A 26,111-nucleotide genomic window follows, 5' to 3' on the forward strand; every position below is an offset into this window, starting at 1 on the left:
TGTATATACACTAGTATAGTACAATAAACAAGACAATAAAGCAAGGATTTACTTGGGTTTATAGGTCATTTTTAAGTTAATACTCTTCTAAAAACTTTTCAAACCACGTTAGCTTCCATTTGCAACCTTAAAATAGTATTTTGAGCTGACTGCAGCTAGCTTTCTAGTTTGCACTTTGATTTTCATTGAGTATAAATATTGGTAAAGATTTCACTAAAAAGAAACTACTTCAAACAAAATCTCCACCTTCAGGTTTGAAAGTGGAGATTGTTTTTATTTCTTCAAAGTTTGTAGTCTTGGAACAATGGCTAAGGTTAGAACTGCGGAAATGACTAATTCAGCAATCGAATTTGTTGAGATAACAGTTGCTAGGAGTTTTTGGATATTACCATCAAAGACATTTCCAAAAAGGTAGAAAATTCCACCAAGTACAAAGACTGTGTTGGTAAGTGAACCAAGGGCACCAGCTAGAATCAGACCAGTTTTATTTTTCATCAGTTTATAGACCAGATAAGGAGTTAAACCAATCAAAATACGTGGGACGATGGCAATGATAGCTGAGTAGATGTTCCCATTTGGTACGAAGGGAGAGAAGAGGTAGCTTGTCGGTAGAATTGTAATCGTGTTAACGGTCAAGCTAAGTAGTCCCATTAAAAATCCAAGTGTAACTCCAACTCGTGGACCGTAAATAATGCTGGCAATAATGACAGGAATATGAACAATGGTCGGTTTGATTGGAAATGGAAAAAGGTTAAAGATAAGTGAGCTTAGAAAATGAATCACAAGCATGGTTGCAAAAAAGATAGCAATAGGTGCAATATTAGAGCGTTTTTTCATCGAGAGTTTCCTTTATTCTTTCTAAAATAATTGTGAGGTCGGCTAAGGCTCCTCGTCCGTGGTCTCCACAAGCTAGTAGGGATTCCTTAGGAGCAATCAGCTGATAGCCGTAGGTTTCTAATGTTTTCAGATTAGCCTGAGTTGCTGGATGGTCATACATTTTTGTATTCATAGCTGGTGCGATGATTTTGGGAATATGACTTGGCAAGGCTAGAGCCATACAAGTTACCATGTTGTCCGCAAAGCCGTGGGCTAGTTTTGCAATAGTGTTAGCAGTTGCAGGGGCCACGATAAATAAATCTGCTTTTTTTCCAAGTTCGATATGATTGACTTGATCAGGATAGGGTTCCTTCATGACATCTAAGTGGACAGGATTCTGTGAGAGTACCTGCAGTGTCAAAGGTTGGATAAACTCTGTAGCAGCCTGAGTCATTAAAACAGTAACTTGATGGCCTTGTTTTTTTAGAGAACTGACTAAATCTGCCGACTTGTAAGAGGCGATTGAGCCCGTTACAGCTAAGAGAATGTTTGCCATAGCTTTCCTTTCTATGAATGATAGGCTTGAATTTTTTCAAGGAGGAGTTTTGCAATTTCTTCTTTAGTCTGGACTGTTTGAAGCTGATCTTTCTCAACAAAGATTGCTCGGTGCTGATCTGCTGAAATTTGAGTCAGGTCATTCGCAATAATCAAGTCTGCTTGGTTATTGATAAGACTTTTTCTAGCAATGTCAACCAGATGATCTTCGGTAACATCAACCAGCAGTTTGAAACCAATCAGATGAATAGCAGGATTCCACTCCTTGACTAGAGAGATGATTTTGGGTGTCTTTTTTAGGAACAAAACCTGAACCTCATCAGTTGAAGAAATCTTAGTCTGATGATTCTGCTTGCTTAAAAATTCTTCTAAATTGGAGCTAGCCTGAACTTCCTCAAGCCCTGTCATATAAACAGGAGTGTAGTCAGAAACAGCCATTGAGTGAATTAAGACCTGATAATCCTGAACCCGTTCTTTCATTTCAAGAAAAAGGTCATTCGTGTCTTTAATTTCTCTAATACTTAGGTTGGGATGGGCTTCTGGCTTCACAGCTCGTTTTGTCGTCATTAAACAAACTTCATGCCCTGCAGCAAGCAATGTTTCAGTGATGATTTTGCCCAAGCGACCTGTAGAATGGTTAGTGATAGAGCGGACGCTATCGATAGCTTCACTGGTACCGCCCGATGTAACTAAAATTTTCATAGCACTATTGTACACAAAAATAAACGGTAAGTAAAATGAAAGTGATAAAATTTTGGTAAAAGGAAAGAATATAGTTTCAAACTATAAAGCCATATAAAATTTAAGAAAGGACTCTAAAAAGCTTAAAAATAGGGAGATTTACGAACGTTTAGAGAGTTTAAAGGTGTTAAAAATCTTGTTTTGTGTTATAATGAATTATCATATAAGAGGTTAGAGGAGTTTTGAATGAAAACAGATATTGAAATCGCACAGAGTATTGAGTTGAAGCCAATCGTTGATGTTGTAGAGAAACTGGGCATTTCTTACGATGATTTGGAGTTGTATGGAAAGTACAAGGCTAAACTCAGCTTTGATAAAATTCGTGTAGTTGAGAGTAATCCAGTTGGGAAATTGATTTTAGTTACTGCCATCAATCCAACACCTGCAGGTGAAGGAAAATCAACTATTACTATTGGTCTTGCGGATGCCTTGAACAAGATTGGCAAGAAAACCATGATTGCTATTCGCGAACCATCCCTTGGTCCAGTAATGGGGATTAAGGGTGGTGCTGCAGGTGGTGGTTATGCCCAAGTTCTTCCAATGGAAGACATCAACCTCCACTTCACTGGAGACATGCATGCCATTACAACTGCCAACAATGCTCTTTCTGCCTTGATTGACAACCACTTGCACCAAGGGAATGAGTTGGGAATTGACCAACGTCGTATCCTCTGGAAACGCGTTGTGGACTTGAATGATCGCGCCCTTCGCCATGTGACCGTTGGACTTGGTGGCCCTCTAAACGGAATTCCACGTGAGGATGGTTTTGACATTACCGTCGCTTCAGAAATCATGGCTATTCTTTGCTTGGCGACGGACATCGAGGACTTGAAACGCCGTTTGGCTAATATCGTTATCGGTTATCGCTATGACCGTACGCCTGTTTCTGTAGGTGATTTGCAGGTTGAAGGTGCCTTGGCTTTGATTTTGAAGGATGCGATTAAGCCGAACCTGGTTCAGACAATTTACGGAACACCTGCCTTTGTACATGGTGGTCCATTTGCCAATATCGCTCACGGATGTAACTCTGTCTTGGCAACAAGCACAGCCCTTCACTTGGCTGATTACACAGTTACTGAAGCTGGTTTTGGTGCAGACCTTGGTGCTGAAAAATTCCTTAATATCAAGACACCAAACTTGCCAACAGCTCCGTCAGCAGTTGTCATTGTCGCAACCCTTCGTGCCCTTAAGATGAATGGTGGTGTAGCTAAAGACGCTTTGACAGAAGAAAATGTAGAGGCAGTTCGTGCAGGTTTTGCCAACTTGAAACGCCATGTTGAAAATATCCGTAAGTTCGGTATTCCAGCAGTTGTTGCGATTAACGAATTTGTCTCTGATACAGAATCTGAAATTGCAGCCTTGAAAGAACTTTGTGCCTCAATCGATGTACCAGTTGAGTTGGCAAGTGTCTGGGCTGATGGCGCAGAAGGTGGAGTAGCTCTTGCCGAAACAGTTGTCAAGACTATCGCTGAAAACCCATCTAACTATAGACGTTTGTATGACAATGACCTTTCTGTCCAAGAAAAGATTGAAAAGATTGTTACTGAAATCTACCGTGGTAGCAAAGTAAACTTTGAGAAGAAAGCTCAAACGCAAATCGCCCAAATCGTTCAAAACGGTTGGGACAAATTGCCAATCTGTATGGCTAAAACTCAATATAGTTTTTCAGATAATCCAAATGCACTTGGGGCACCAGAAAACTTTGAAATTACCATTCGTGAATTGGTACCCAAATTAGGTGCAGGCTTTATCGTTGCATTAACTGGCGATGTCATGACCATGCCAGGACTTCCAAAACGACCAGCAGCCCTCAACATGGATGTTGAAAGCGATGGAACAGTATTAGGCTTGTTCTAGTATATTGAAATTGACTTTATACTCTTCGAAAATCTCTTCAAACCACGTCAGCTTCACCTTGCCGTATATATGGTTACTGACTTCGTCAGTTCTATCTGCAACCTCAAAACAGTGTTTTGAGCTGACTTCGTCAGTCTTGTCTACAACCTCAAAGCAGTGCTTTGAGCAACCTGTGGCTAGCTTCCTAGTTTGCACTTCGATTTTCATTGAGTAATAAATGAGTTTGGAAATACTATCCAAGCTCATTTTTTATCTAGATATAAGGAGTTGCCTTCTACACGTAACCAGTCTAGGTAAAGATATTTTCCCTGAATTCTGATATAATAGAAATATTGACTTCAAGAGTAAGGAAGAGAAGATGAACGCATTATTAAATGGAATGAATGACCGTCAGGCTGAGGCGGTGCAAACGACAGAAGGTCCCTTGTTGATCATGGCGGGTGCTGGTTCTGGAAAGACCCGTGTTTTGACCCACCGTATTGCTTATTTGATTGATGAAAAGCTGGTCAATCCTTGGAATATCTTGGCCATTACCTTTACCAACAAGGCTGCGCGTGAGATGAAGGAGCGTGCTTATAACCTTAATCCAGCCACTCAGGACTGTCTGATTGCGACCTTCCACTCCATGTGTGTGCGTATTTTGCGTCGTGATGCGGATCATATTGGCTACAACCGTAATTTTACCATTGTGGATCCTGGTGAACAGCGAACTCTCATGAAACGCATTCTCAAACAGTTGAACTTGGATCCGAAAAAATGGAATGAACGAACTATTTTGGGAACCATTTCCAATGCTAAGAATGACTTGATTGATGATGTGGTTTATGCTGCCCAAGCTGGTGATATGTATACGCAAATCGTGGCCCAGTGTTATACAGCCTATCAGAAAGAACTGCGTCAGTCGGAGTCGGTTGACTTTGATGATTTGATTATGCTGACCCTGCGTCTCTTTGATCAAAATCCTGATGTTTTGACTTACTATCAACAGAAATTCCAATACATCCACGTTGATGAGTACCAAGATACCAACCATGCCCAGTACCAACTGGTCAAACTCTTGGCTTCCCGTTTTAAAAATATCTGTGTTGTTGGGGATGCAGACCAGTCTATCTATGGTTGGCGTGGTGCTGACATGCAGAATATCTTGGATTTCGAGAAAGATTATCCCCAAGCCAAGGTTGTTTTGTTGGAGGAGAATTACCGTTCCACTAAAACCATTCTTCAAGCGGCCAACGAGGTCATTAAAAATAACAAAAACCGCCGTCCTAAGAATCTCTGGACTCAAAACGCTGATGGGGAACAAATCGTTTACTATCGTGCCAATGATGAGCTAGATGAGGCTGTATTTGTAGCCAGAACTATCGATGAACTTGGTCGGAGTCAAAACTTCCTTCACAAGGATTTTGCAGTTCTTTATCGTACTAATGCGCAGTCCCGTACTATTGAGGAAGCCTTGCTCAAGTCAAATATTCCTTATACCATGGTTGGAGGAACCAAATTCTACAGCCGTAAGGAAATCCGTGATATCATCGCTTACCTCAATCTTATTGCCAATTTGAGTGACAATATCAGTTTTGAGCGCATTATCAACGAACCGAAGCGTGGAATTGGGCCAGGTACTGTTGAGAAAATTCGTGACTTTGCAAATATGCAAAACATGTCTATGCTAGATGCTTCAGCCAATATTATGTTGTCTGGTATCAAGGGTAAAACAGCCCAGTCTATCTGGGATTTTGCCAATATGATTCTGGATTTGCGAGAGCAGCTAGATCAATTAAATATTACAGAGTTGGTTGAGGCTGTCCTTGAAAAAACAGGTTACGTCGATATTCTAAATATCCAAGCGACTCTAGAGAGTAAGGCTCGGGTTGAAAATATTGAAGAGTTCCTTTCTGTGACGAAAAACTTTGATGACACCTCTGATGGGTCAGAAGAGGAAACTGGTCTGGACAAGCTGAGTCGTTTCTTAAATGACCTAGCCTTGATTGCGGATACAGATTCAGGCAGTCAGGAGACATCAGAAGTGACCTTGATGACCTTGCATGCTGCCAAAGGTCTTGAGTTTCCAGTTGTCTTTTTGATTGGGATGGAAGAAAATGTCTTTCCGCTTAGCCGTGCAGCTGAAGATCAAGATGAATTGGAAGAAGAACGCCGTCTGGCCTATGTAGGAATTACGCGTGCAGAGAAAATTCTCTATCTGACCAATGCCAATTCGCGCCTGCTTTTTGGTCGTACCAACTACAACCGTCCGACTCGTTTTATTAACGAAATCAGTTCAGACTTGCTTGAGTATCAAGGTCTGGCTCGTCCAGCAAATACAAGCTTTAAAGCATCTTATAGCAGTGGTGGCCTTGCTTTCGGTCAAGGTATGAGTCTTGCCCAAGCTCTTCAAGACCGTAAACGCAGTGCTGCCCCAAGAACTATCCAGTCAAGCGGTCTTCCATTTGGTCAATTTACAGCTGGAGCAAAATCAGCCTCTAGCGAGGCAAATTGGTCCATTGGTGACATTGCCCTCCACAAGAAATGGGGAGAGGGAACTGTTCTGGAAGTTTCAGGTAGCGGTGCTACTCAGGAATTAAAAATCAATTTCCCAGAAGTAGGTTTGAAAAAACTTTTAGCTAGTGTAGCCCCAATTGAGAAAAAAATCTAATTTTCCATCCTTCTCACGAATAATAAAGTGAGGAGGATTTTTATGTATAGTATTTCATTCCAAGAAGATTCACTGTTGCCAAGAGAAAGGCTGGCTAAAGAAGGAGTAGAAGCGCTCAGTAATCAAGAGTTGCTAGCTATTTTACTTAGGACAGGAACACGTCAAGCCAGCGTTTTTGAAATTGCCCAGAAAGTCTTGAGCAATCTTTCAAGCCTAACGGATTTGAAAAAAATGACCCTGCAGGAATTGCAGAGTCTGTCTGGTATCGGTCGTGTTAAGGCTATAGAGTTGCAAGCTATGATTGAATTGGGGCATCGTATTCACAAACATGAGACTCTTGAGATGGAAAGTATTCTCAGCAGTCAAAAGTTGGCCAAGAAGATGCAGCAGGAATTGGGTCATAAAAAACAAGAGCACCTAGTGGCGCTCTATCTCAATACTCAAAATCAAATCATTCATCAACAGACCATTTTTATCGGCTCAGCTACCCGCAGTATCGCTGAACCGCGAGAGATTCTTCACTATGCAATCAAGCATATGGCGACTTCTCTTATCTTGGTCCACAATCATCCTTCAGGAGCAGTATCGCCTAGCCGAAATGATGATCATGTCACTAAACTTGTCAAAGAAGCCTGCGAACTGATGGGGATTGTCCTCTTGGACCATTTGATTGTCTCTCATTCTAATTATTTTAGTTACCGTGAAAAGACAGATTTAATTTAAAGTTCATTAACAACATAGTCAAAGAGGTTTTTATCTTTGGGACGATTTTCAAATAGAAATTCTGGGTGCCATTGGACACCGAGAAAGGCAACATCATCCGTACTCATGACAGCCTCAATGATACCATCTTTAGGATCATGAGCTGCAATCTTTAAATTTGGTGCTAAATCCTTGATGCTCTGGTGGTGGAAGGAGTTGATATGGGAAATTTCTCCATAGATTTCTCGAAGAACTGTATCAGGCTCTGTCACCAAGCGTTGGGTTGTGTATTCAGCAGAACAATCTTGCCAGTGGTCTTCTATATCTTGATACAAAGTTCCACCCATGGCAACGTTAAAGAGTTGTGTTCCACGGCAGACAGAAAAAATTGGCTTTTTCTGTTTAATAGCTTCCTTAATGAGGGCCAGTTCGAAGATGTCTCTTTGAAGATGGTAGTCATCGCTATCAATGGTTTTTGGTTCACCATAGAATTTTGGATCAACATTTTGCCCACCTGTCAAGATGAGCTTGTCAATCATACTGATATAGTGGCAGGCCATTTCTTGATCACCAATCGGTAGGATGATGGGAATCCCTCCAGCGTCTTTAACTCCTTCAACAAAGCCTTTTGCTGCGTAGCTCATCATGATGTCATCATCTGGATGAGTTTTTTCGTTTCCTGTTATCCCAATAACTGGTTTTTTCATAAAATGATTTTCGCTTTCTAATCCTCTTTTCGCATGAAGTAGAGGAGGGTTTGGAGTTCACTTGTCAAATCGACATATTGAACGACCACGTCTTTTGGTAAATGCAGATGGACTGGTGAAAAACTGAGAATTCCTTTCACGCCAGCATTCACCAAGAGATTGGCAACCTCTTGTGACTTGACGCTGGGAACGGTCAGGATCGCAGTCTTGACATCGGCATTCTTGATTTTATCCTTGATTTGAGAAATTCCGTAAATGGGAATCCCATCAGGAGTTTGGGTCCCGACCTCAGGGTGGTCATCTAGATCAAAGGCCATGATAATTTTCATCTTGTTACGCTCGTGGAAGCGGTAGTGGAGAAGGGCATGGCCCATATTTCCAATACCTACTAGCATGACATTGGTAATGGAGTTATCATTAAGCAAATCGGCAAAAAACGTCATCAGTTTTTTGACATCATAGCCAAATCCACGACGACCTAGTTCACCAAAATAGGAAAAATCACGACGAACTGTCGCTGAATCAATACCGATAGCCTCTGCAATTTGCTTAGAGTTGGCACGTTCAATCTTTTCTGCATGAAATCTCTTAAAAATTCGATAGTAGAGGGAGAGTCTTTTCGCTGTAGCTTTTGGAATAGCAGACTGTTTATCTTTCACAAAATCACAACCTTTCTATTCTTCTATTTTATAGAAACATTGTGAAAAAATCAACAAAAACAATAAAAAACTAAGAAAAATCTTAGTTTTGATGTAAAAATGATGTTTGTGATAGAAAACGATAGAGGTCTCCAACCAATCCTTGGTAAACTTCCTGCCCCTCAAAAGTCAAAGAAGTCACATAAAGTGTATCTGGTAGGGTCACACATCCTGACAAAGCCAACATGAGAGCCTCATAATCCTCATACTTGAGTGTACGCTCTACATGATAGCTGTCCTTATAGGTCAATTCAAACATTTTGGCTCTATCTTTCTGATTTTGTAAAGACACCACGCTCTACTAAACTATCCATGAGGAAGTAGAATTTTTCCTGATGAATATGGTGGTCTTCTGATTTGAAAATATCAACCAGACGTAGCCCAAACTTGTCAGTGATATTGATTTTAGCCCCTGTTAGCTCTTTATTGATAATGATTTTGAGTTGGAAACCTTCACCACTGTTTGGCACTTTTTCAAGTAAGCGAGTCAGTTCATAGTTACCAACCTTAGTCTCAAAAAAAGTGTTGTCTTTGAGGGTGAATTTTTTAACAGAAGGGCTAAGAGTGTAGTCGTAACGACAATTTTTTAATTGAATGGTTTTTTCAAATGCCATATGGCTAACCTCCGATAATTTCTTTTAAGGTCTTTGCGAGGGTATGTAGGTCTTCGACAGTATTTTCTGGAGAGAGACTGATACGAACGGATTCCTTCAAGCGTTGTGAATTTGCTCCGTACATGGCTTCAAGAACATGGCTGGATTGGACAATGCCTGCCGTACAGGCTGAGCCAGTAGAGATTGAAATTCCAGCTAAATCTAGACGAAGGAGTAAGAGGTCATTTTTCTGGCCAGGAAATCCAATATTGAGAACATAAGGGAGATGGTGTTGTCCTCTATTCAGGTAATACTGGACTCCCTCCAGCTCTGCAAGAAAGGCAGTTTCTAAATTTTGTACATGTTGAAAATGTTCTTCTTGTTTTTCTAGGTTTTCTTTTAGGGCTGCAACCATGCCTACGATGGCAGCTAGATTTTCAGTACCTGCACGTTTTTTCTGTTCTTGGTCTCCGCCATGGATATAGGAATCAAAGTCCATACTAGATGCGTAGAGAAAACCGATTCCCTTAGGACCATGGAACTTGTGGGCAGAAGCAGTGAGAAAATCAATGCCCAATTCTTCTGGGTGTATAGGGATTTTACCAATAGCCTGAACTGCGTCGACATGATAGGCAGCAGGGTGTCGCTTGAGTATTTGGCCAATTTCAGCAATGGGAAGTAGGTTTCCAGTCTCATTATTGGCAAACATGGTAGAAACCAAAATCGTATCGTCACGTAAGGCCTTTTGAATTTGTTGGGCTGTGATTTCTTGATTTTCTGACTGGATAATGGTTGCTTCAAAACCAAAGTGCTGAACCAAGTAATCAATGGTTTCAAGGACAGCATGGTGTTCGATGGCAGTTGTGATAATATGTTTTCCTCGTTCTTGGTGACGAAGGCAGTAGCCAATGATAGCAGTATTGTTGCCTTCTGTTCCACCAGAAGTGAAAAAGATATGTTGAGGTTTTGTCCCCAGTAACTGAGCTAGTTCCTGACGGGCTTCTCGCAAGAGTTTGCCAGCTTGACGACCATGCCCATGAATACTAGAAGGATTTCCATAGGTTTCTTGCATAACCTCGGTCATAGCTGAAATAGCAACTGCTGACATGGGAGTCGTTGCAGCATTGTCCAAATAAATCAAAGAATCACCTTATTTCTTTTTGTTGTAGGCAAAGAGTGGGCTGACTGGTTTTCTTTCGTGGATACGGACGATGGCATCACCAATTAACTCACTAGCAGTGATGTAGCATACGTTTTTAGGAGTTTTTTCTTTTGTTGCTACTGAATCAGTCACAAGAATTTCTTTAATCTTAGTATTGTCAAGAAGTTCAGCAGCACTTTCAACGAAAAGACCGTGGCTAGAAACAGCATAAATTTCTGTAGCTCCTTCACGTTCAACGATTTTGGCTGCTTCAGAGAAGGTACGTCCTGTATTCAAAATGTCATCAATCAAGATAGCTTTTTTACCTTCAACATCACCAATGATATAGCCTTCGTTGCGAGTTGCATCGTCTTGAGGGTAGTCGATAATGGCGATAGGAGCATCAAGATATTCAGCCAGGCTACGAGCACGTTTTACCCCTGAATTTTTAGGGCTAACGACAACAACATCCGAACCTCTTAATCCTTTATCACAGTAGTGTTTAGCAAAGAGAGGAACAGTGTAAAGATTATCTACAGGAATATCAAAGAAACCTTGTACTTGAACTGCATGTAAGTCGAGGGTAAGGACACGATCTACACCAGCTTTAACCAGCATGTTAGCAACTAGTTTAGCTGTTAGTGGTTCTCTAGATGATGCGATTCTATCTTGGCGTGCATAGCCAAAATATGGAAGAACAACGTTGATACTGTGAGCACTTGCACGCACACAAGCGTCGACCATGATAAGCAATTCCATTAGGTGGTTGTTAACAGGGAAACTTGTTGATTGGATGATGTACACATCATAACCACGGACACTTTCTTCAATATTCACTTGGATTTCTCCGTCTGAAAATTGACGTGATGACAGTTTTCCAAGTGGGACACCAACAGCTTGAGCAATTTTTTGTGCAATTTCTTGGTTAGAGTTGAGTGCGAAAAGTTTCATATTTTTTCTATCTGACATTATAGACCGTCCTCTGTAAACTTTATAAATCCTAGTTATATATGTCTTGCCTATATGAACTGGGATTTGTGTATTTTTATCTTTTCTATTTTACCAAAAAATGAAGATTATTTCAGCTATTTTTCATGCTTTTGACAAATCGAACCAATTTTGAAGGGGCTTTTTGGTAGGAAATCTGATTTTCCTCTAAAAATTTTTGGAAATCCTGTTTGCCTTGCTCGTGATTTTCCACTTCAAGCTCTAATTCGTAATCTGTAATATCAAAGTACTGACTTTCATCTAGTGCCATGAGGCCAATTGGTGTTTGTATTTCATAGCGAAGTGTTGTGAGACAACCAAGGACCAGCCATTTATTACTTTGGATACCATGTTTTGCTAATTCATCAAGCACAAGCCCTTGAGGAAGTTCTTCCTTGCTCAGATAGTTTTCAGCATCTTTTAGTTGCAATTTTTGATTGTATTCCATGTTTCCGACACTTTGTGGGACTTTGAGTGTCAATTCTGCCCAGTCTTCAAAAGTTCGAATGCGCATAGCAACTTTCTTTTCTCGCAGTTCAAAATCAGGTGTGTCGATGTAGTAATTTTTTTGAAGAACAGGAGTGACACCTGTGAACTGGTCTTTTAGACAATCATATTCATCTTTTTTCAAGAGTGTTTTCAATTCAATTTCTAAATGTTTCATTTTTCTTACCTTTTCTTTATCGTTGAAAGCGGATTTATGGTATAATAAGCATTGTATTTATTGTATATGAATCTGGAGAAAAAATCAAAGATATTTTTGAAGGATAATATGAGAATAAGGGAGAATATATGACCTTAGAATGGGAAGAATTTCTAGATCCTTACATTCAAGCTGTTGGTGAGTTAAAGATTAAACTACGTGGTATTCGTAAGCAATATCGCAAGCAAAATAAGCATTCTCCAATTGAGTTTGTGACTGGTCGAGTCAAGCCAATTGAAAGTATCAAGGAAAAAATGGCTCGACGTGGTATTACTTATGCGACCTTAGAACACGATTTACAGGATATTGCTGGTTTGCGTGTGATGGTTCAGTTTGTAGATGACGTCCAAGAAGTTGTGGCTATTTTGCGTAAGCGTCAGGATATGCGTATCATACAAGAGCGAGATTACATTACTCATCGAAAGGCTTCAGGCTACCGTTCCTATCATGTGGTAGTAGAATATATGGTTGACACCATCAATGGAGCCAAGACTATTTTGGCAGAAATTCAAATTCGTACTTTGGCCATGAATTTCTGGGCAACGATAGAACATTCTCTCAACTACAAGTACCAAGGAGATTTCCCAGAGGAGATTAAGAAGCGATTGGAAATTACTGCCAAAATTGCCCATCAGTTGGATGAAGAAATGGGTAAAATTCGTGATGATATCCAAGAAGCCCAGGCACTTTTTGATCCTTTGAGTAGAAAATTAAATGATGGTGTAGGAAACAGTGACGATACAGATGAAGAATACAGGTAAACGAATTGACCTGATAGCTAATAGAAAACCACAGAGTCAAAGGGTTTTGTATGAATTGCGAGATCGTTTGAAGAGAAATCAGTTTATACTCAATGATACCAATCCGGACATTGTCATCTCCATTGGTGGGGATGGTATGCTCTTGTCGGCCTTTCATAAGTACGAAAACCAGCTTGACAAGGTACGCTTCATTGGTGTTCACACTGGACATTTGGGTTTCTATACGGACTACCGTGATTTTGAGTTGGACAAGCTAGTGACTAATTTGCAGCTAGATACAGGAGCAAGAGTCTCTTACCCTGTTCTGAATGTGAAGGTCTTTCTTGGAAATGGTGAAGTGAAGATTTTCAGAGCACTAAATGAAGCCAGTGTCCGCAGGTCCGATCGAACCATGGTAGCAGATATTGTAATCAATGGTGTCCCCTTTGAACGTTTTCGAGGAGACGGACTAACAGTTTCAACTCCGACGGGTAGCACAGCCTATAACAAATCACTTGGTGGAGCTGTTTTACACCCAACCATTGAAGCTCTGCAGTTGACAGAAATTGCCAGCCTTAACAATCGTGTTTATCGTACGCTGGGTTCATCTATTATTGTGCCTAAGAAGGATAAGATTGAACTCATCCCAACGAGAAACGATTACCATACTATTTCGGTTGACAATAGCGTTTATTCTTTCCGTAATATTGAACGTATTGAGTATCAAATCGACCATCATAAGATTCACTTTGTCGCGTCACCGAGCCACACCAGTTTCTGGAATCGTGTTAAGGATGCTTTCATCGGCGAGGTGGATGAATGAGGTTTGAATTTATCGCAGATGAACATGTCAAGGTTAAGACCTTCTTAAAAAAGCACGAGGTTTCGAAGGGACTTCTGGCCAAGATTAAGTTTCGAGGCGGAGCTATTCTGGTCAATGACCAACCGCAAAATGCGACGTGTCTATTGGATATTGGAGACAAAGTTATTATTGATATTCCTGCTGAGGAAGGCTTTGAAACTCTGGAAGCTATTGAGCGCCCTCTGGATATTCTCTATGAGGATGACCATTTTCTGCTCTTGAATAAACCCTATGGAGTGGCTTCTATTCCTAGTGTCAACCACTCTAATACCATTGCTAATTTTATCAAGGGTTACTATGTCAAGCAAAACTATGAAAATCAGCAGGTTCACATTGTAACTAGGCTTGATAGAGATACTTCTGGCTTGATGCTCTTTGCCAAGCACGGCTATGCCCATGCACGATTAGACAAGCAGTTGCAGAAAAAGTCTATTGAAAAACGCTATTTTGCTTTGGTTAAAGGTGATGGATATTTGGAGTCAGAGGGGGAAATTATTGCTCCGATTGCGCGTGATGAAGACTCTATTATCACCAGAAGAGTGGCTAAAGGTGGAAAGTATGCCCATACTTCTTACAAGATTGTAGCATCTTATGGGAATATTCACTTGGTTGATATTCGCCTGCATACTGGACGAACCCACCAAATCAGAGTCCATTTTTCTCATATTGGTTTTCCTTTGTTGGGAGATGATTTGTATGGTGGTAGTCTGGACGACGGCATCCAACGTCAGGCCCTGCATTGCCATTACCTATCTTTTTATCATCCATTTTTAGAGCAAGACTTGCAGTTAGAAAGTCCCTTGCCGGATGATTTTAGCAACCTTATTACCCAGTTATCAACTAATACTCTATAAAAACTGATTCAGAGTATAATTATTATTTTAAAGGAGAAAACTCATGGAAGTTTTTGAAAGTCTCAAAGCCAACCTTGTTGGCAAAAATGCTCGTATCGTTCTCCCTGAAGGGGAAGAGCCTCGTATTCTTCAAGCAACTAAACGCTTGGTAAAAGAAACAGAAGTGATTCCTGTTTTGCTTGGAAATCCTGAAAAAATTAAAATTTATCTTGAAATCGAAGGTATCGAGGACGGTTATGAAGTCATTGACCCTCAACACTACGATAAATTTGAAGAAATGGTTGCTGCTTTGGTGGAGCGTCGCAAGGGCAAAATGTCTGAAGAAGATGCACGCAAGGTTTTGGTTGAAGATGTTAACTATTTTGGTGTGATGTTGGTTTACTTGGGCTTGGTTGATGGAATGGTATCAGGTGCGATTCACTCAACAGCTTCAACAGTTCGCCCAGCTCTTCAAATCATCAAAACTCGTCCAAATGTAACTCGTACTTCAGGTGCCTTCCTCATGGTTCGTGGTACGGAACGTTACCTCTTTGGAGACTGTGCCATCAATATCAATCCTGATGCAGAAGCATTGGCTGAAATTGCCATCAATTCAGCAATTACAGCTAAGATGTTTGGCATCGAGCCTAAAATTGCTATGCTAAGTTATTCTACTAAGGGTTCAGGTTTTGGTGAAAGTGTTGATAAGGTTGTTGAAGCAACTAAAATTGCTCACGACTTGCGTCCTGACCTTGAAATCGATGGGGAGTTGCAATTTGATGCAGCCTTCGTTCCAGAAACTGCAGCTCTGAAAGCTCCTGGAAGTACGGTAGCTGGTCAAGCAAATGTCTTCATCTTCCCAGGTATCGAGGCAGGAAATATCGGCTACAAGATGGCTGAACGTCTTGGTGGTTTTGCAGCTGTTGGACCTGTTTTGCAAGGTTTGAACAAGCCAGTTAACGACCTTTCTCGTGGATGTAATGCTGATGATGTTTACAAGTTGACCCTTATCACAGCAGCCCAAGCAGTTCATCAATAAGATTTAGTCCTCTTTCCTTTGGGAAGAGGCTTTTTATACTCAATGAAAATCAAAGAGCAAATTAGGAAACTAGCCGCAGTCTGCTCAAAACACTGTTTTGAGGTTGTAGATAGGACTGACGAAGTCAGTCACATATATACGGCAAGGCGACGTTGACGTGGTTTGAAGAGATTTTCGAAGAGTATTAATACTAGGAAAAGGACAGTTAGAATCTTCTGTGTTATACTAGAGATATGTTAGATTTGAAAGAATACGGTATCGTCATGTGGCCGGAGGAGAAGATCATTTCTTTCCGTGAGAAACTTCTCAACTGGTATGATGAAAACAAAAGAGATTTACCCTGGCGTAGAAGTAAGAATCCTTATCATATCTGGGTCTCTGAAATTATGCTCCAGCAGACTAGGGTGGATACGGTTATTCCTTATTACGAAAGATTCTTGGACTGGTTTCCAACAGTGGAAAGTTTGGCAACTGCGCCTGAGGAGCGTTTACTGAAGGCTTGGGAAGGTTTGGGTTATTATTCTCGAGTTCGTAATATGCAGGCTGCAGCCCAGCAGATTATGGCTGACTTTGGTGGCCAATTTCCAAATACCTATGAAGGAGTTTCCAGCTTGAAAGGGATTGGTCCTTACACAGCAGGAGCCATTTCCAGTATTGCTTTTAACTTGCCTGAGCCAGCTGTAGATGGTAATGTTATGCGAGTGCTGGCCCGTCTATTTGAAGTCAACCACGATATTGGGATTCCAAGTAATCGAAAAATTTTTCAGGCAATGATGGAAATCCTGATTGATCCCGAACGGCCAGGTGACTTTAATCAAGCCTTGATGGACTTGGGCTCAGATATTGAGGCACCTGTAAATCCCAGACCAGAAGAAAGCCCAGTTAAGGACTTTAGTGCGGCATATCAGAATGGCACAATGGACCGTTATCCAATCAAGGCACCCAAGAAAAAACCTGTTCCAATTTATCTTAAAGCCTTGGTGGTCAAAAATACTCAAGGACAATTTTTACTTGAAAAAAATGAGAGTGAAAAGTTGTTGGCAGGTTTTTGGCATTTCCCCTTGATAGAAGTTGATAACTTTTCGCAAGAAGAGCAGTTTGACCTCTTTCATCAGATTGCAGAAGAAAGTGTGAACTTTGGTCCCAGTCCAGAAGAGAGTTTCCAGCAGGACTATGACTTAGATGTTGATTGGCTTGATGGTTGTTTTGAGACTGTCAAGCATGTTTTTAGCCATCGTAAATGGCATGTTCAAATTGTAGCAGGCCAGGTGACTGACTACCATGACTTTTCAGATAGAGAAGTTCGCTGGCTTTCACCAGAAGAGTTTAAGAATTACCCACTTGCCAAACCCCAACAAAAAGTCTGGCAGGCTTATGCACAAGCCAACTTAGACTCAATGAAAATCAAAGAGCAAATTAGGAAACTAGCCGCAGTCTGCTCAAAACACTGTTTTGAGGTTGTAGATAGGACTGACGAAGTCAGTCACATATATACGGCAAGGCGACGTTGACGCGGTTTGAATTTGATTTTCGAAGAGTATTAGACAGTAGCCAAGACTAGCTATTGTGTCTTCTTGTTATTTTTTTGGTATAATAGTAGAGAAAAAGGTGAACAAATGAAAAAAATATTAATTGTAGATGATGAAAAACCAATCTCGGATATTATCAAATTTAATATGACCAAGGAAGGTTACGAGGTTGTAACTGCTTTTAACGGTCGTGAAGCGTTAGAGCAATTTGAAGCAGAACAACCAGATATTATTATTCTGGATTTGATGCTTCCAGAAATCGATGGTTTAGAAGTTGCTAAGACTATTCGCAAGACCAGTAGTGTGCCTATTATCATGCTGTCAGCTAAAGACAGTGAGTTTGATAAGGTTATCGGTTTAGAGCTTGGAGCGGATGACTATGTGACAAAACCCTTCTCAAATCGTGAGTTACAGGCGCGTGTCAAAGCTCTTCTTCGTCGTACGGATTTGGTTTCTGTAGATAATCAAGAATCAGATGAAAAGAAAACCCAACCCTTGCAAATTGGGGACTTGGAGATTGTGCCAGATGCCTATGTTGCTAAGAAATACGGTGAAGAACTAGACTTAACCCACCGTGAATTTGAGCTCTTGTACCACTTGGCTTCTCATATCGGTCAAGTCATTACACGTGAACACTTGCTTGAAACGGTCTGGGGTTATGATTATTTCGGAGATGTTCGGACTGTTGACGTAACCATTAGACGTTTACGTGAGAAGATTGAAGATACACCGAGTCGTCCAGAGTATATCCTAACACGTCGTGGTGTTGGTTATTATATGAGAAATAATGATTAAACTAATTAAAGACACAGTTTTAAACAGTGATTTTATCTTTATCCTCATTCTACTTGGCTTTATTTTAGTGGTGACCTTGCTCTTACTAGAAAATCGTCGGGATAATATTCGCTTGAAGCAAATCAATCAAAAGGTGAAAGACCTGATTGCAGGAGATTATTCTCAGGTATTGGATATGCAGGGAAGCTCTGAAATTACTAATATTACCAATAATCTCAATGATTTATCAGAAGTAATTCGTCTAACCCAAGAAAATCTGGAACAAGAGAGTAAACGATTGCACAGTATCCTCTCTTACATGACAGACGGAGTCCTTGCGACCAATCGTCGTGGTAAGATTACTATGATTAATGACATGGCTAAGAAACAGCTAGGTGTTCAGAAGGAAGATGTTCTAAACAAAAGTATCCTAGAATTGCTTAAGATTGAAGATGAGTATGAACTTCGTGATTTGATCACCCAAATTCCTGAGCTCATCATTGATTCCCAGGATGCTAATGGTGAGTATCTGAGCCTTCGTGTACGTTTTGCCTTGGTACGTCGTGAGTCTGGCTTTATTTCTGGTTTGGTTGCTGTTTTACACGATACGACGGAGCAGGAGAAGGAAGAACGCGAGCGTAGACTCTTTGTTTCCAACGTTAGTCATGAACTACGGACGCCTCTGACTAGTGTAAAATCCTATCTTGAAGCCTTGGATGAGGGGGCCTTGTCAGAACCTGTCGCACCAGACTTTATCAAGGTGTCTCTAGACGAAACCAACCGTATGATGCGAATGGTGACGGATCTTCTTCATCTTTCACGTATTGATAATGCAACCAGTCACCTGAATGTGGAATTAATCAATTTCACTGCCTTTATAACCTTTATCCTCAACCGTTTTGATCAGATAAGAGGGCAGGATGAAGAGAAGAAATATGAACTGGTGAGAGATTATCCCATTACCTCAGTCTGGATAGAGATAGATACAGATAAGATGACACAGGTGATTGATAATATTCTCAACAATGCCATTAAATATTCTCCAGATGGTGGGAAAATCACAGTCACGATGAAGACAACTGATGATCAGATGATTTTATCCATCTCTGATCAAGGATTGGGGATACCAAAGCAAGATTTACCACGTATCTTTGACCGTTTCTACCGTGTGGATCGTGCTAGAAGTCGTGCCCAAGGAGGTACTGGTTTAGGACTAGCTATTGCTAAAGAAATTGTCAAACAACATGAGGGCTTTATTTGGGCTAAGAGTGAATACGGTAAGGGATCAACCTTCACCATTGTGCTCCCTTATGATAAGGATGCAGTGAAAGAAGAAGTATGGGAGGATGAAGTAGAAGACTAGAATGAGTGAAACAGGCTTTAAATACAGTATTTTAGCGTCGGGTTCCAGTGGAAATTCCTTTTATCTGGAAACTCCAAAAAAGAAGCTTTTAGTGGATGCAGGCTTGTCTGGTAAAAAGATTACCAGCCTACTTGCTGAAATTAATCGCAAGCCAGAAGATTTGGATGCCATCCTGATTACGCATGAGCATTCTGACCATATCCATGGAGTGGGAGTTTTGGCTCGCAAGTATGGTATGGATTTGTATGCCAATGAAAAGACCTGGCAGGCTATGGAAAATAGCAAGTATCTTGGCAAGGTGGATTCTTCGCAAAAACATATCTTTGAAATGGGCAAAACCAAAACCTTTGGAGATATCGACATCGAGAGTTTTGGTGTTAGCCACGATGCGGTCGCACCGCAGTTCTATCGCTTTATGAAGGATGATAAGAGTTTTGTCCTTTTGACTGATACAGGTTACGTTAGTGATCGTATGGCAGGAATTGTTGCAAATGCAGATGGTTATCTTATCGAGTCCAATCATGATGTAGAGATTCTGCGAGCAGGTTCTTACGCTTGGCGACTCAAACAACGAATCCTATCGGATCTGGGTCACCTTTCTAACGAGGACGGTGCTGAGGCCATGATTCGGACGCTAGGAAATCGCACTAAGAAAATCTACCTTGGGCATTTATCTAAGGAGAACAATATCAAGGAACTGGCTCACATGACTATGGTTAATCAGCTAGCACAAGCTGATCTGGGAGTCGGAGTAGACTTTAAGGTATATGATACCTCACCAGATACCGCAACACCATTGACAGATATATAGAAAGAACGCTGAGAAGGTGTTCTTTTTATATTGACTGAACACCTAAAAAGTAATACAATGGTGTTACCATTAAAAAAGGGAGCACAAAAGATGACTACTATTACATTAAAAGTTTCTGAAGCTGATAAAACATTTATGAAAGCAATGGCTAAGTTTGAAGGAGTTTCTCTGTCGGAACTTATCCGCACCAAAACTCTTGAAGCTCTAGAAGACGAATACGACGCTCGTGTGGCAGATTTAGCCTATCAAGAGTATTTAGACGACTTGGAAAAAGGAGTTGAACCCATTACTTGGGAAGAAATGATGCATGATTTAGGCTTGGAGGATGAATAATTTGTATAAATTAGTTCCAACAAGACGTTTCATCAAGCAATTGAAAAAATTGGATCGTTATACGCAGAAGCTAATTACAAACTATTTACAAACCAATGTTTTGGAAGACCCAAGACGACACGGAAAGGCTTTGGTTGGTAATCGTGTTGGTCAATGGCGCTATAGAATTGGTAATTATCGAGTTATCGTACAAATTGTAGATAATGAATTAGTCATTGCTACTTTAGAAGTTGGTCATCGGAGAGATATTTATTGAATTACTTTTTTCCAAGTAAATTTTCATTCTTTAAAATATGATATAATAGGGCTTACAATATAAGAAAGGTTGCTTATGACAATAGATATTAGTGAAGAAAGTTTAGCTAAAGAATCGGCTGACTTATTAAAAATTCTTTTAAAAGATCGAACGACAAAGAAAAATATTGTTTGGGCGACACATTCTTATGAATTGTTGGGAAAGGGATTTGCTCCAAGTGATCGCATCAATCCAAGTAAGGTTACTGGAAACTATGCAAACTTGATTCAACCTAGATCTGAAAAATCCAAGTATGAGCAAAAAGACCGAACCAAAATTAGAGCTGAAGTGTTTACACCAACTTGGTTGGTCGAAAAGCAAAATGGATATGTAGAATCGGAACTAGGTTCTTTAAGTCTTGAGGAGTATGTTGACCTAAGGTGGTTGGAGATAACTTGTGGTGAAGCACCTTATATGGTAACGCGCTATGATACCGTAACTGGTGAGGAAATTCCATTATCTGAACGAGTTGGTTTTGTAGATAGAAAATTGCAGCGCATTAGTCGTGAGGTCTCGGACGAAGCTACCTTCTATGAACTTGTAAAAAAAGCTTATCGAGCTTCTTATGGCTATGAGTATCAAGGAGATTCTCTCCTTTTGGCGCGTGAAAATCTTCTAGCTACCTTTGAGGACTATTATCTAGCTAAGACTGGGAATAAACCAACATTAGAGCAAAAGAAAGAAATTGCAACCATTATCTCCTACAATGTCTTTCAGATGGATGGATTGGAAAAAAATAGTCCTTACTCAGCTAAACAAGAGCAATCTCAACAATTAAGCTTGTTTTCAGATGAGCTAGAAGTCCAAGAAGTAGAAGAATCTAAAACCCAAATCAAAGACTGGAAAAAGAATAAGATGATAGGTTTTGAGCGCCTATCAAGTGAGGAAAGTGAAATGAAATTTGATGTCGTGATAGGAAATCCGCCATATCAGGAAACAGGAGAAGCTAGAGATGAACCAATTTATCACTTTTTTATTGATGAAGCTATTAAAATCGCAGATAAATCGATACTAATCACTCCAGCAAGATTTTTATTTAAAGCTGGTCAAACCCCTAAAAATTGGATGGAAAAGATGCTTGAAGACAAGCATTTAAAAGTTCAATTCTATGAACTTAAAAGCGGTAAAGTATTTACAGGAACGGATATAAAGGGTGGAGTAGCAATAACTTATCGTGATGCTGATAAAGATTTGGGACCAATCGGAGTATTTACTATTTTTGAATCTTTGAATAGTATTGTAAAAAAAATCGAAAAACATCCAGACTTTAAAACTTTTTCTGATTTAGTTTATCCTCAAGGTATTTATAGATTTTCAAATCAACTTTTTTCTGATTATCCAAATGCTGAAAATCTGCAAGGAAAAGGGACAAAAAATAAAATTGTTTCGAAATCACTAACTCAGTTAGATTTTGTTTTCAAAAACAAAGAAGAAAAAGACCATGTTGCTCTACTTGGAAGAATTGGTTCCGAACGTGTTTATCGATATATTAATAAAAAATATTTAGATTTACCGGAAACATTCGAAAATTATAATGTTTTTGTACCAGAAGCTAATGGAAGTGGTGCCTTAGGTGAAGTCTTATCAACACCCCTAATCGGGCATACAGATACTTTTTTATCTATTGGTAATTTTAAAACAAAATTTGAAGCCGATGCTTGTATTAAATTTATTAAAACTAAATTCGCTAGAGTATTATTAGGTGTTTTGAAAGTTACTCAGCATAACTCACGCAAAACTTGGTATTACGTTCCACTCCAAGACTTCACGGTCAATTCGGACATTGATTGGACGCAATCAGTGGCTGATATTGACCGTCAGCTCTATCAAAAATATGGTCTTTCTCCAGAGGAAATTACCTTTATTGAGACACATGTAAGGGAGATGGATTAGAGAAGTATTTTTATTTGACAAATAGCGCTCAGTGATCTATAATAGACACATAGGATTAGGTCAGGAAGCATACGATGCCCTGACCCTTTTTGTACTTATGAGATGAGAAAGTCATTTGTTAGATAAATTGACTTCGTTAGTAAATGTTCAAAAAAAGGAATACTTATGCCAGTAGAAATTAAAACCTCTAAAGAGATTCATCCTAAAATCTATGCCTACACCACTCCTACGGTAACCAGTAATGAAGGCTGGATTAAGATTGGTTATACAGAACGTGATGTCACACAACGTATCAAGGAGCAAACGCATACTGCTCATATAGATACAGATGTTTTATGGACTGGAGATGCAGCTTATACGGAAGAACCTGATAAGGGAAAGACTTTTAAGGACCATGATTTTCACCATTTCCTTTCTTTCCATGATGTGGAACGTCGTCCTAAGACGGAATGGTTTTACTTTAATGGAACTCCTGAAAAATCAAAAAATCTTTTTGATAAGTTTGTTCAGCATGATTTGTCAGGCTATCAGCCTGGAAAAGGACAGGACTATACCTTGCGACAGGAGCAAGAAGAAGCAGTTTCTAAGACCTTAGCTTATCTCAAAAATCACTCAGGAGGGAAGTTCCTCTGGAATGCCAAGCCACGTTTTGGTAAAACCTTGTCTACCTATGACCTAGCTCGTCGGATGGAGGCTGTCAATGTCTTAATTGTAACCAACAGACCTGCAATAGCTAACTCATGGTATGATGATTTCGAAACATTCATAGCAGGTCAAACGACTTATAAGTTTGTTTCTGAATCAGACAGCCTTAAGAGTCGTCCAACCTTGTCACGAAAAGAATTTGTTGGTATTTTAGATGACGATGTAAGACAACTTGCTTTTATCAGTCTTCAAGACTTGAAAGGCTCTGCTTATCTAGGTGGAGAGCATAACAAACTTAAATGGGTTACAGATCTCCACTGGGATTTATTGGTTATCGATGAGGCTCACGAAGGAGTTGATACCTTTAAGACAGACCAAGCTTTTAATAAGATTCGACGGAATTTCACTCTGCATTTGTCAGGTACACCATTTAAGGCATTGGCCAAAGGAGATTTTACAGAGGATCAAATCTATAACTGGTCTTATGCGGATGAACAGTCTGCTAAATCGACTTGGTCTTCTGAACAAGAAGAGGAAAATCCATATGAAACCTTACCTCAGTTAAATCTCTTTACCTATCAAATGTCTCAGATGATTGGTGAAGAGTTAGAAAAAGGCGCTCAGCTTGATGGTGAAAATATTGACTATGCTTTTGACTTAAGTGAATTTTTCGCTACAGATGATAAAGGGAAATTTATTCATGAGCAAGATGTCAGAAATTGGTTAGATACTCTATCGAGCAATGAAAAATATCCATTTTCAACCAAAGAACTTCGAAATGAACTCAAGCATACTTTTTGGCTTTTAGAACGTGTAGCATCAGCTAAAGCCTTAAAAGCACTACTAGAAGAACACCCAATCTATGAAAATTATGAGATTGTTCTAGCTGCTGGAGACGGACGCATGTCCGAAGAAGACGATAAAGTCAAACTCAAATCCTTAGACTTGGTTAGAAAAGCGATAGCAGAGAATGACAAAACCATCACCCTATCCGTCGGTCAATTGACGACAGGTGTCACTATCCCTGAGTGGACAGGTGTATTGATGTTATCAAATTTGAAATCACCAGCTCTTTATATGCAAGCTGCATTTCGTGCTCAGAACCCATATTCATGGACCGATAGCAAAGGAAATCATTTCCGCAAAGAAAGAGCCTATGTATTTGACTTTGCACCAGAAAGGACCTTAATTCTCTTTGATGAGTTTGCTAACAACTTATCACTAGCAACCGCAGGAGGTGGTGGGACTTCTGCGACTCGTGAAGAAAACATCAGAGAATTACTAAATTTCTTCCCTGTCATAGCTGAAGATCGTGCTGGTAAGATGGTTGAAATTGATGCTAAGGCAGTTCTAACCATTCCTCGCCAGATAAAAGCTAGAGAAGTTCTTAAACGAGGCTTTATGTCCAATCTATTATTTGATAATATCAGCGGTATTTTTCAAGCTAGTCAAACAGTTCTAGATATTTTAAATGAGCTGCCAGTTGAAAAGGAAGGGAAGCTTCAAACACCTTCTGATTTATTAGATTTTTCAGATGTTACAGTAGATGATGAGGGGAATGCAGTAGTAGACCATGAAATCGTAGTTAATCAGCAAATGCGACTTTTTGGTGAAAAAGTCTATGGACTTAGTCAATCTGTGACAGATTTGTTCACTAAGGATGAGGACAGAACTCAAAAACAGCTAATTAATGATTTGAGCAAGACCGTTTCTTCAGTGATTGTAGAAGATTTGAAAGGTGAATACAACCTAAAAACTCGGGAAACTGAGCAAATTAAGAAACAAATTATAGTAACATTTGAGAATGAAATTCGAAAAAATGATATCGAAAGAAAAATTTCTGAAGCTCATATCAGGGAAGAATTGCAGCAACAAATTAAAGAAGCAGTTGATAAGGAGCAAAAGGATAAGATTCAAGAAGATTTTGATAAACGTTTAGAAGAAAATACTCTCATTCACAAAGAAAAACTAGAGCAAACACTCAAAAAAGAAGTGGAAAAAATGCCTGAGAAGTTTATCGAACAGGTTGAGATAAAACGTGTTGAGCAGTTGAAACAATCAGCTCAAGATGAGATTCGTGACCATCTTCGAGGATTTGCACGAACAATTCCAAGTTTTATTATGGCTTATGTTGATCAATCTCTAACACTTGATAATTTTGATACCTTTGTTCCTGAGCAAGTCTTCTTTGAGGTAACTGGTATTACGATTGATCAATTTCGTTATTTGAGAGACGGTGGACAAGATTTTGCAGGACATCTCTTTGATCGAGCAACATTTGATGAAGCAATCCAAGAATTTCTTCGCAAGAAAGAGGAGTTGGCGGATTATTTTAAAGACCAAAAAGAAGATATTTTTGACTATATTCCACCACAGAAAACCAATCAGATTTTCACTCCTAAACGGGTAGTGAAGAGGATGGTAGATGATCTTGAAAAAGAAAATCCAGGAATCTTTGATAATCCATCTAAGACATTCATTGATTTGTACATGAAGTCTGGTCTCTATATTGCTGAACTTGTTAAGCGACTATATAATAGCGAAGGTTTGAAAGATGCATTTCCAAATTCTGAAGAACGCTTAAAACATATCTTAGAAAACCAAGTTTATGGATTTGCACCATCTGAGATTATCTATAACATCTCGACTAATTTTATCTTTTGAAATCTCTCTCAAGATATCAGTAGAAAGAACTTTGTTTTAGAAGATACCATTCCTGCTGCCAAAGAAGGAAGAATTCAGGAGTTGGTTGATTCCTATTTTGAAAATAATTAAAAAGAAGGCGAGGGCCAATGTCATTAAGTTAAGAAATTCAAATACAATTCTGTATTTGGGTTTCTTTTT

Annotated in this window: 24 protein-coding genes and 2 pseudogenes; 15 read left to right on the top strand and 11 right to left on the bottom strand. The window is 39.7% G+C overall.

What is annotated here, in order from left to right:
• Positions 1-273 precede the first annotated feature (273 nt).
• Genes RWM06_RS06895 through coaB form a run of 3 tightly spaced genes read right to left on the bottom strand, consistent with a single transcriptional unit; the run spans position 274 to position 2,073 of the window.
• A complete protein-coding gene (locus tag RWM06_RS06895; protein WP_000747412.1) occupies positions 274-837 on the bottom strand; it encodes an ECF transporter S component in 564 nt (187 codons plus the stop codon).
• Positions 821-1,372 (bottom strand): phosphopantothenoylcysteine decarboxylase, encoded by a 552-nt coding sequence (gene coaC / locus RWM06_RS06900; protein WP_313970591.1) that lies wholly within the window; start codon positions 1,370-1,372, stop codon positions 821-823. Before coaC ends, RWM06_RS06895 begins: the two co-directional genes overlap by 17 nt.
• Before the next feature lie 11 nt (positions 1,373-1,383).
• Positions 1,384-2,073: a phosphopantothenate--cysteine ligase gene (gene coaB, locus RWM06_RS06905; RefSeq protein ID WP_313970592.1), complete on the bottom strand. Its 690-nt coding sequence runs from the start codon at positions 2,071-2,073 to the stop codon at positions 1,384-1,386.
• A 225-nt stretch (positions 2,074-2,298) separates the two neighbouring features.
• Between coaB and RWM06_RS06910 the strand changes: the two genes are divergently transcribed.
• Positions 2,299-3,969: a formate--tetrahydrofolate ligase gene (locus RWM06_RS06910; protein ID WP_313970593.1), complete on the top strand. Its 1,671-nt coding sequence runs from the start codon at positions 2,299-2,301 to the stop codon at positions 3,967-3,969.
• On the opposite strand, the gene RWM06_RS06915 is transcribed toward RWM06_RS06910, so the two are convergent.
• On the bottom strand, positions 3,955-4,215 hold the full coding sequence (locus RWM06_RS06915) for a hypothetical protein (protein WP_313970594.1): 261 nt from the start codon (positions 4,213-4,215) through the stop codon (positions 3,955-3,957). The two genes, RWM06_RS06910 and RWM06_RS06915, sit on opposite strands and share 15 nt — an antisense overlap.
• 112 nt (positions 4,216-4,327) lie before the next feature.
• Between RWM06_RS06915 and pcrA the strand changes: the two genes are divergently transcribed.
• Both pcrA and radC read left to right on the top strand, forming a co-directional pair.
• A complete protein-coding gene (gene pcrA / locus RWM06_RS06920; RefSeq protein ID WP_313970595.1) occupies positions 4,328-6,619 on the top strand; it encodes a DNA helicase PcrA in 2,292 nt (763 codons plus the stop codon).
• Between the two features lie 42 nt (positions 6,620-6,661).
• Positions 6,662-7,342: a DNA repair protein RadC gene (radC, locus tag RWM06_RS06925; protein WP_313970596.1), complete on the top strand. Its 681-nt coding sequence runs from the start codon at positions 6,662-6,664 to the stop codon at positions 7,340-7,342.
• On the opposite strand, the gene RWM06_RS06930 is transcribed toward radC, so the two are convergent.
• From RWM06_RS06930 to RWM06_RS06960, 7 genes are all read right to left on the bottom strand, one after another.
• Positions 7,339-8,028, bottom strand: a complete 690-nt coding sequence (locus tag RWM06_RS06930; protein WP_000743337.1) for a gamma-glutamyl-gamma-aminobutyrate hydrolase family protein — start codon at positions 8,026-8,028, stop codon at positions 7,339-7,341. The genes radC and RWM06_RS06930 overlap by 4 nt on opposite strands.
• Before the next feature lie 17 nt (positions 8,029-8,045).
• A complete protein-coding gene (locus RWM06_RS06935; protein WP_313970597.1) occupies positions 8,046-8,687 on the bottom strand; it encodes a redox-sensing transcriptional repressor Rex in 642 nt (213 codons plus the stop codon).
• A gap of 82 nt (positions 8,688-8,769) precedes the next feature.
• Positions 8,770-8,985, bottom strand: a complete 216-nt coding sequence (locus RWM06_RS06940) for a DUF4649 family protein (protein ID WP_261046753.1) — start codon at positions 8,983-8,985, stop codon at positions 8,770-8,772.
• 7 nt (positions 8,986-8,992) lie between these two features.
• On the bottom strand, positions 8,993-9,340 hold the full coding sequence (locus RWM06_RS06945) for a DUF1831 domain-containing protein (RefSeq protein ID WP_000863540.1): 348 nt from the start codon (positions 9,338-9,340) through the stop codon (positions 8,993-8,995).
• A 4-nt stretch (positions 9,341-9,344) separates the two neighbouring features.
• Positions 9,345-10,460 (bottom strand): cysteine desulfurase family protein, encoded by a 1,116-nt coding sequence (locus RWM06_RS06950; RefSeq protein ID WP_313970598.1) that lies wholly within the window; start codon positions 10,458-10,460, stop codon positions 9,345-9,347.
• Between the two features lie 9 nt (positions 10,461-10,469).
• Positions 10,470-11,429 carry a ribose-phosphate diphosphokinase gene (locus tag RWM06_RS06955; RefSeq protein WP_313970599.1) on the bottom strand — a complete coding sequence of 320 codons (960 nt, stop codon included), beginning with the start codon at positions 11,427-11,429 and terminating at the stop codon, positions 10,470-10,472.
• Positions 11,430-11,541: 112 nt separating this feature from the next.
• A complete protein-coding gene (locus tag RWM06_RS06960; RefSeq protein WP_313970600.1) occupies positions 11,542-12,111 on the bottom strand; it encodes a CYTH domain-containing protein in 570 nt (189 codons plus the stop codon).
• Positions 12,112-12,239: 128 nt separating this feature from the next.
• Between RWM06_RS06960 and RWM06_RS06965 the strand changes: the two genes are divergently transcribed.
• From RWM06_RS06965 to RWM06_RS07020, 12 genes and pseudogenes are all read left to right on the top strand, one after another.
• The gene (locus tag RWM06_RS06965) at positions 12,240-12,911 is read left to right on the top strand and encodes a GTP pyrophosphokinase family protein (RefSeq protein ID WP_000171684.1); all 672 of its coding nucleotides are present in this window, start codon (positions 12,240-12,242) and stop codon (positions 12,909-12,911) included.
• Positions 12,895-13,713 carry an NAD kinase gene (locus RWM06_RS06970; RefSeq protein WP_313970601.1) on the top strand — a complete coding sequence of 273 codons (819 nt, stop codon included), beginning with the start codon at positions 12,895-12,897 and terminating at the stop codon, positions 13,711-13,713. The genes RWM06_RS06965 and RWM06_RS06970 overlap by 17 nt, the downstream gene beginning before the upstream one ends.
• Positions 13,710-14,606 carry an RluA family pseudouridine synthase gene (locus RWM06_RS06975; RefSeq protein ID WP_313970602.1) on the top strand — a complete coding sequence of 299 codons (897 nt, stop codon included), beginning with the start codon at positions 13,710-13,712 and terminating at the stop codon, positions 14,604-14,606. The genes RWM06_RS06970 and RWM06_RS06975 overlap by 4 nt, the downstream gene beginning before the upstream one ends.
• Positions 14,607-14,649: 43 nt before the next feature.
• Entirely contained in the window at positions 14,650-15,624 is a 975-nt protein-coding gene (gene pta, locus RWM06_RS06980; RefSeq protein ID WP_000451571.1) for a phosphate acetyltransferase, read from the top strand.
• 233 nt (positions 15,625-15,857) lie between these two features.
• A pseudogene (gene mutY / locus RWM06_RS06985) lies at positions 15,858-17,021 on the top strand (A/G-specific adenine glycosylase); the annotation flags it as partial.
• 219 nt (positions 17,022-17,240) lie between these two features.
• Complete coding sequence (gene yycF, locus RWM06_RS06990) at positions 17,241-17,948, top strand: response regulator YycF (protein WP_000722072.1); 708 nt, start codon at positions 17,241-17,243, stop codon at positions 17,946-17,948.
• Complete coding sequence (gene vicK / locus RWM06_RS06995; protein ID WP_313970603.1) at positions 17,941-19,290, top strand: cell wall metabolism sensor histidine kinase VicK; 1,350 nt, start codon at positions 17,941-17,943, stop codon at positions 19,288-19,290. Before yycF ends, vicK begins: the two co-directional genes overlap by 8 nt.
• Before the next feature lies 1 nt (position 19,291).
• On the top strand, positions 19,292-20,101 hold the full coding sequence (locus RWM06_RS07000) for an MBL fold metallo-hydrolase (RefSeq protein WP_313970604.1): 810 nt from the start codon (positions 19,292-19,294) through the stop codon (positions 20,099-20,101).
• A gap of 90 nt (positions 20,102-20,191) precedes the next feature.
• Positions 20,192-20,434, top strand: a complete 243-nt coding sequence (gene relB, locus RWM06_RS07005) for a type II toxin-antitoxin system RelB family antitoxin (RefSeq protein ID WP_007284772.1) — start codon at positions 20,192-20,194, stop codon at positions 20,432-20,434.
• Between the two features lies 1 nt (position 20,435).
• Entirely contained in the window at positions 20,436-20,690 is a 255-nt protein-coding gene (locus RWM06_RS07010) for a type II toxin-antitoxin system RelE/ParE family toxin (RefSeq protein ID WP_033684234.1), read from the top strand.
• A 75-nt stretch (positions 20,691-20,765) separates the two neighbouring features.
• Entirely contained in the window at positions 20,766-22,622 is a 1,857-nt protein-coding gene (locus tag RWM06_RS07015; protein WP_313970605.1) for an Eco57I restriction-modification methylase domain-containing protein, read from the top strand.
• A gap of 165 nt (positions 22,623-22,787) precedes the next feature.
• A pseudogene (locus RWM06_RS07020) lies at positions 22,788-26,042 on the top strand (DEAD/DEAH box helicase family protein).
• The last annotated feature ends 69 nt before the right edge of the window (positions 26,043-26,111 follow it).

This window comes from uncultured Streptococcus sp. (assembly GCF_963516575.1).
In the GTDB taxonomy this organism is placed as follows: Bacteria; Bacillota; Bacilli; order Lactobacillales; family Streptococcaceae; genus Streptococcus.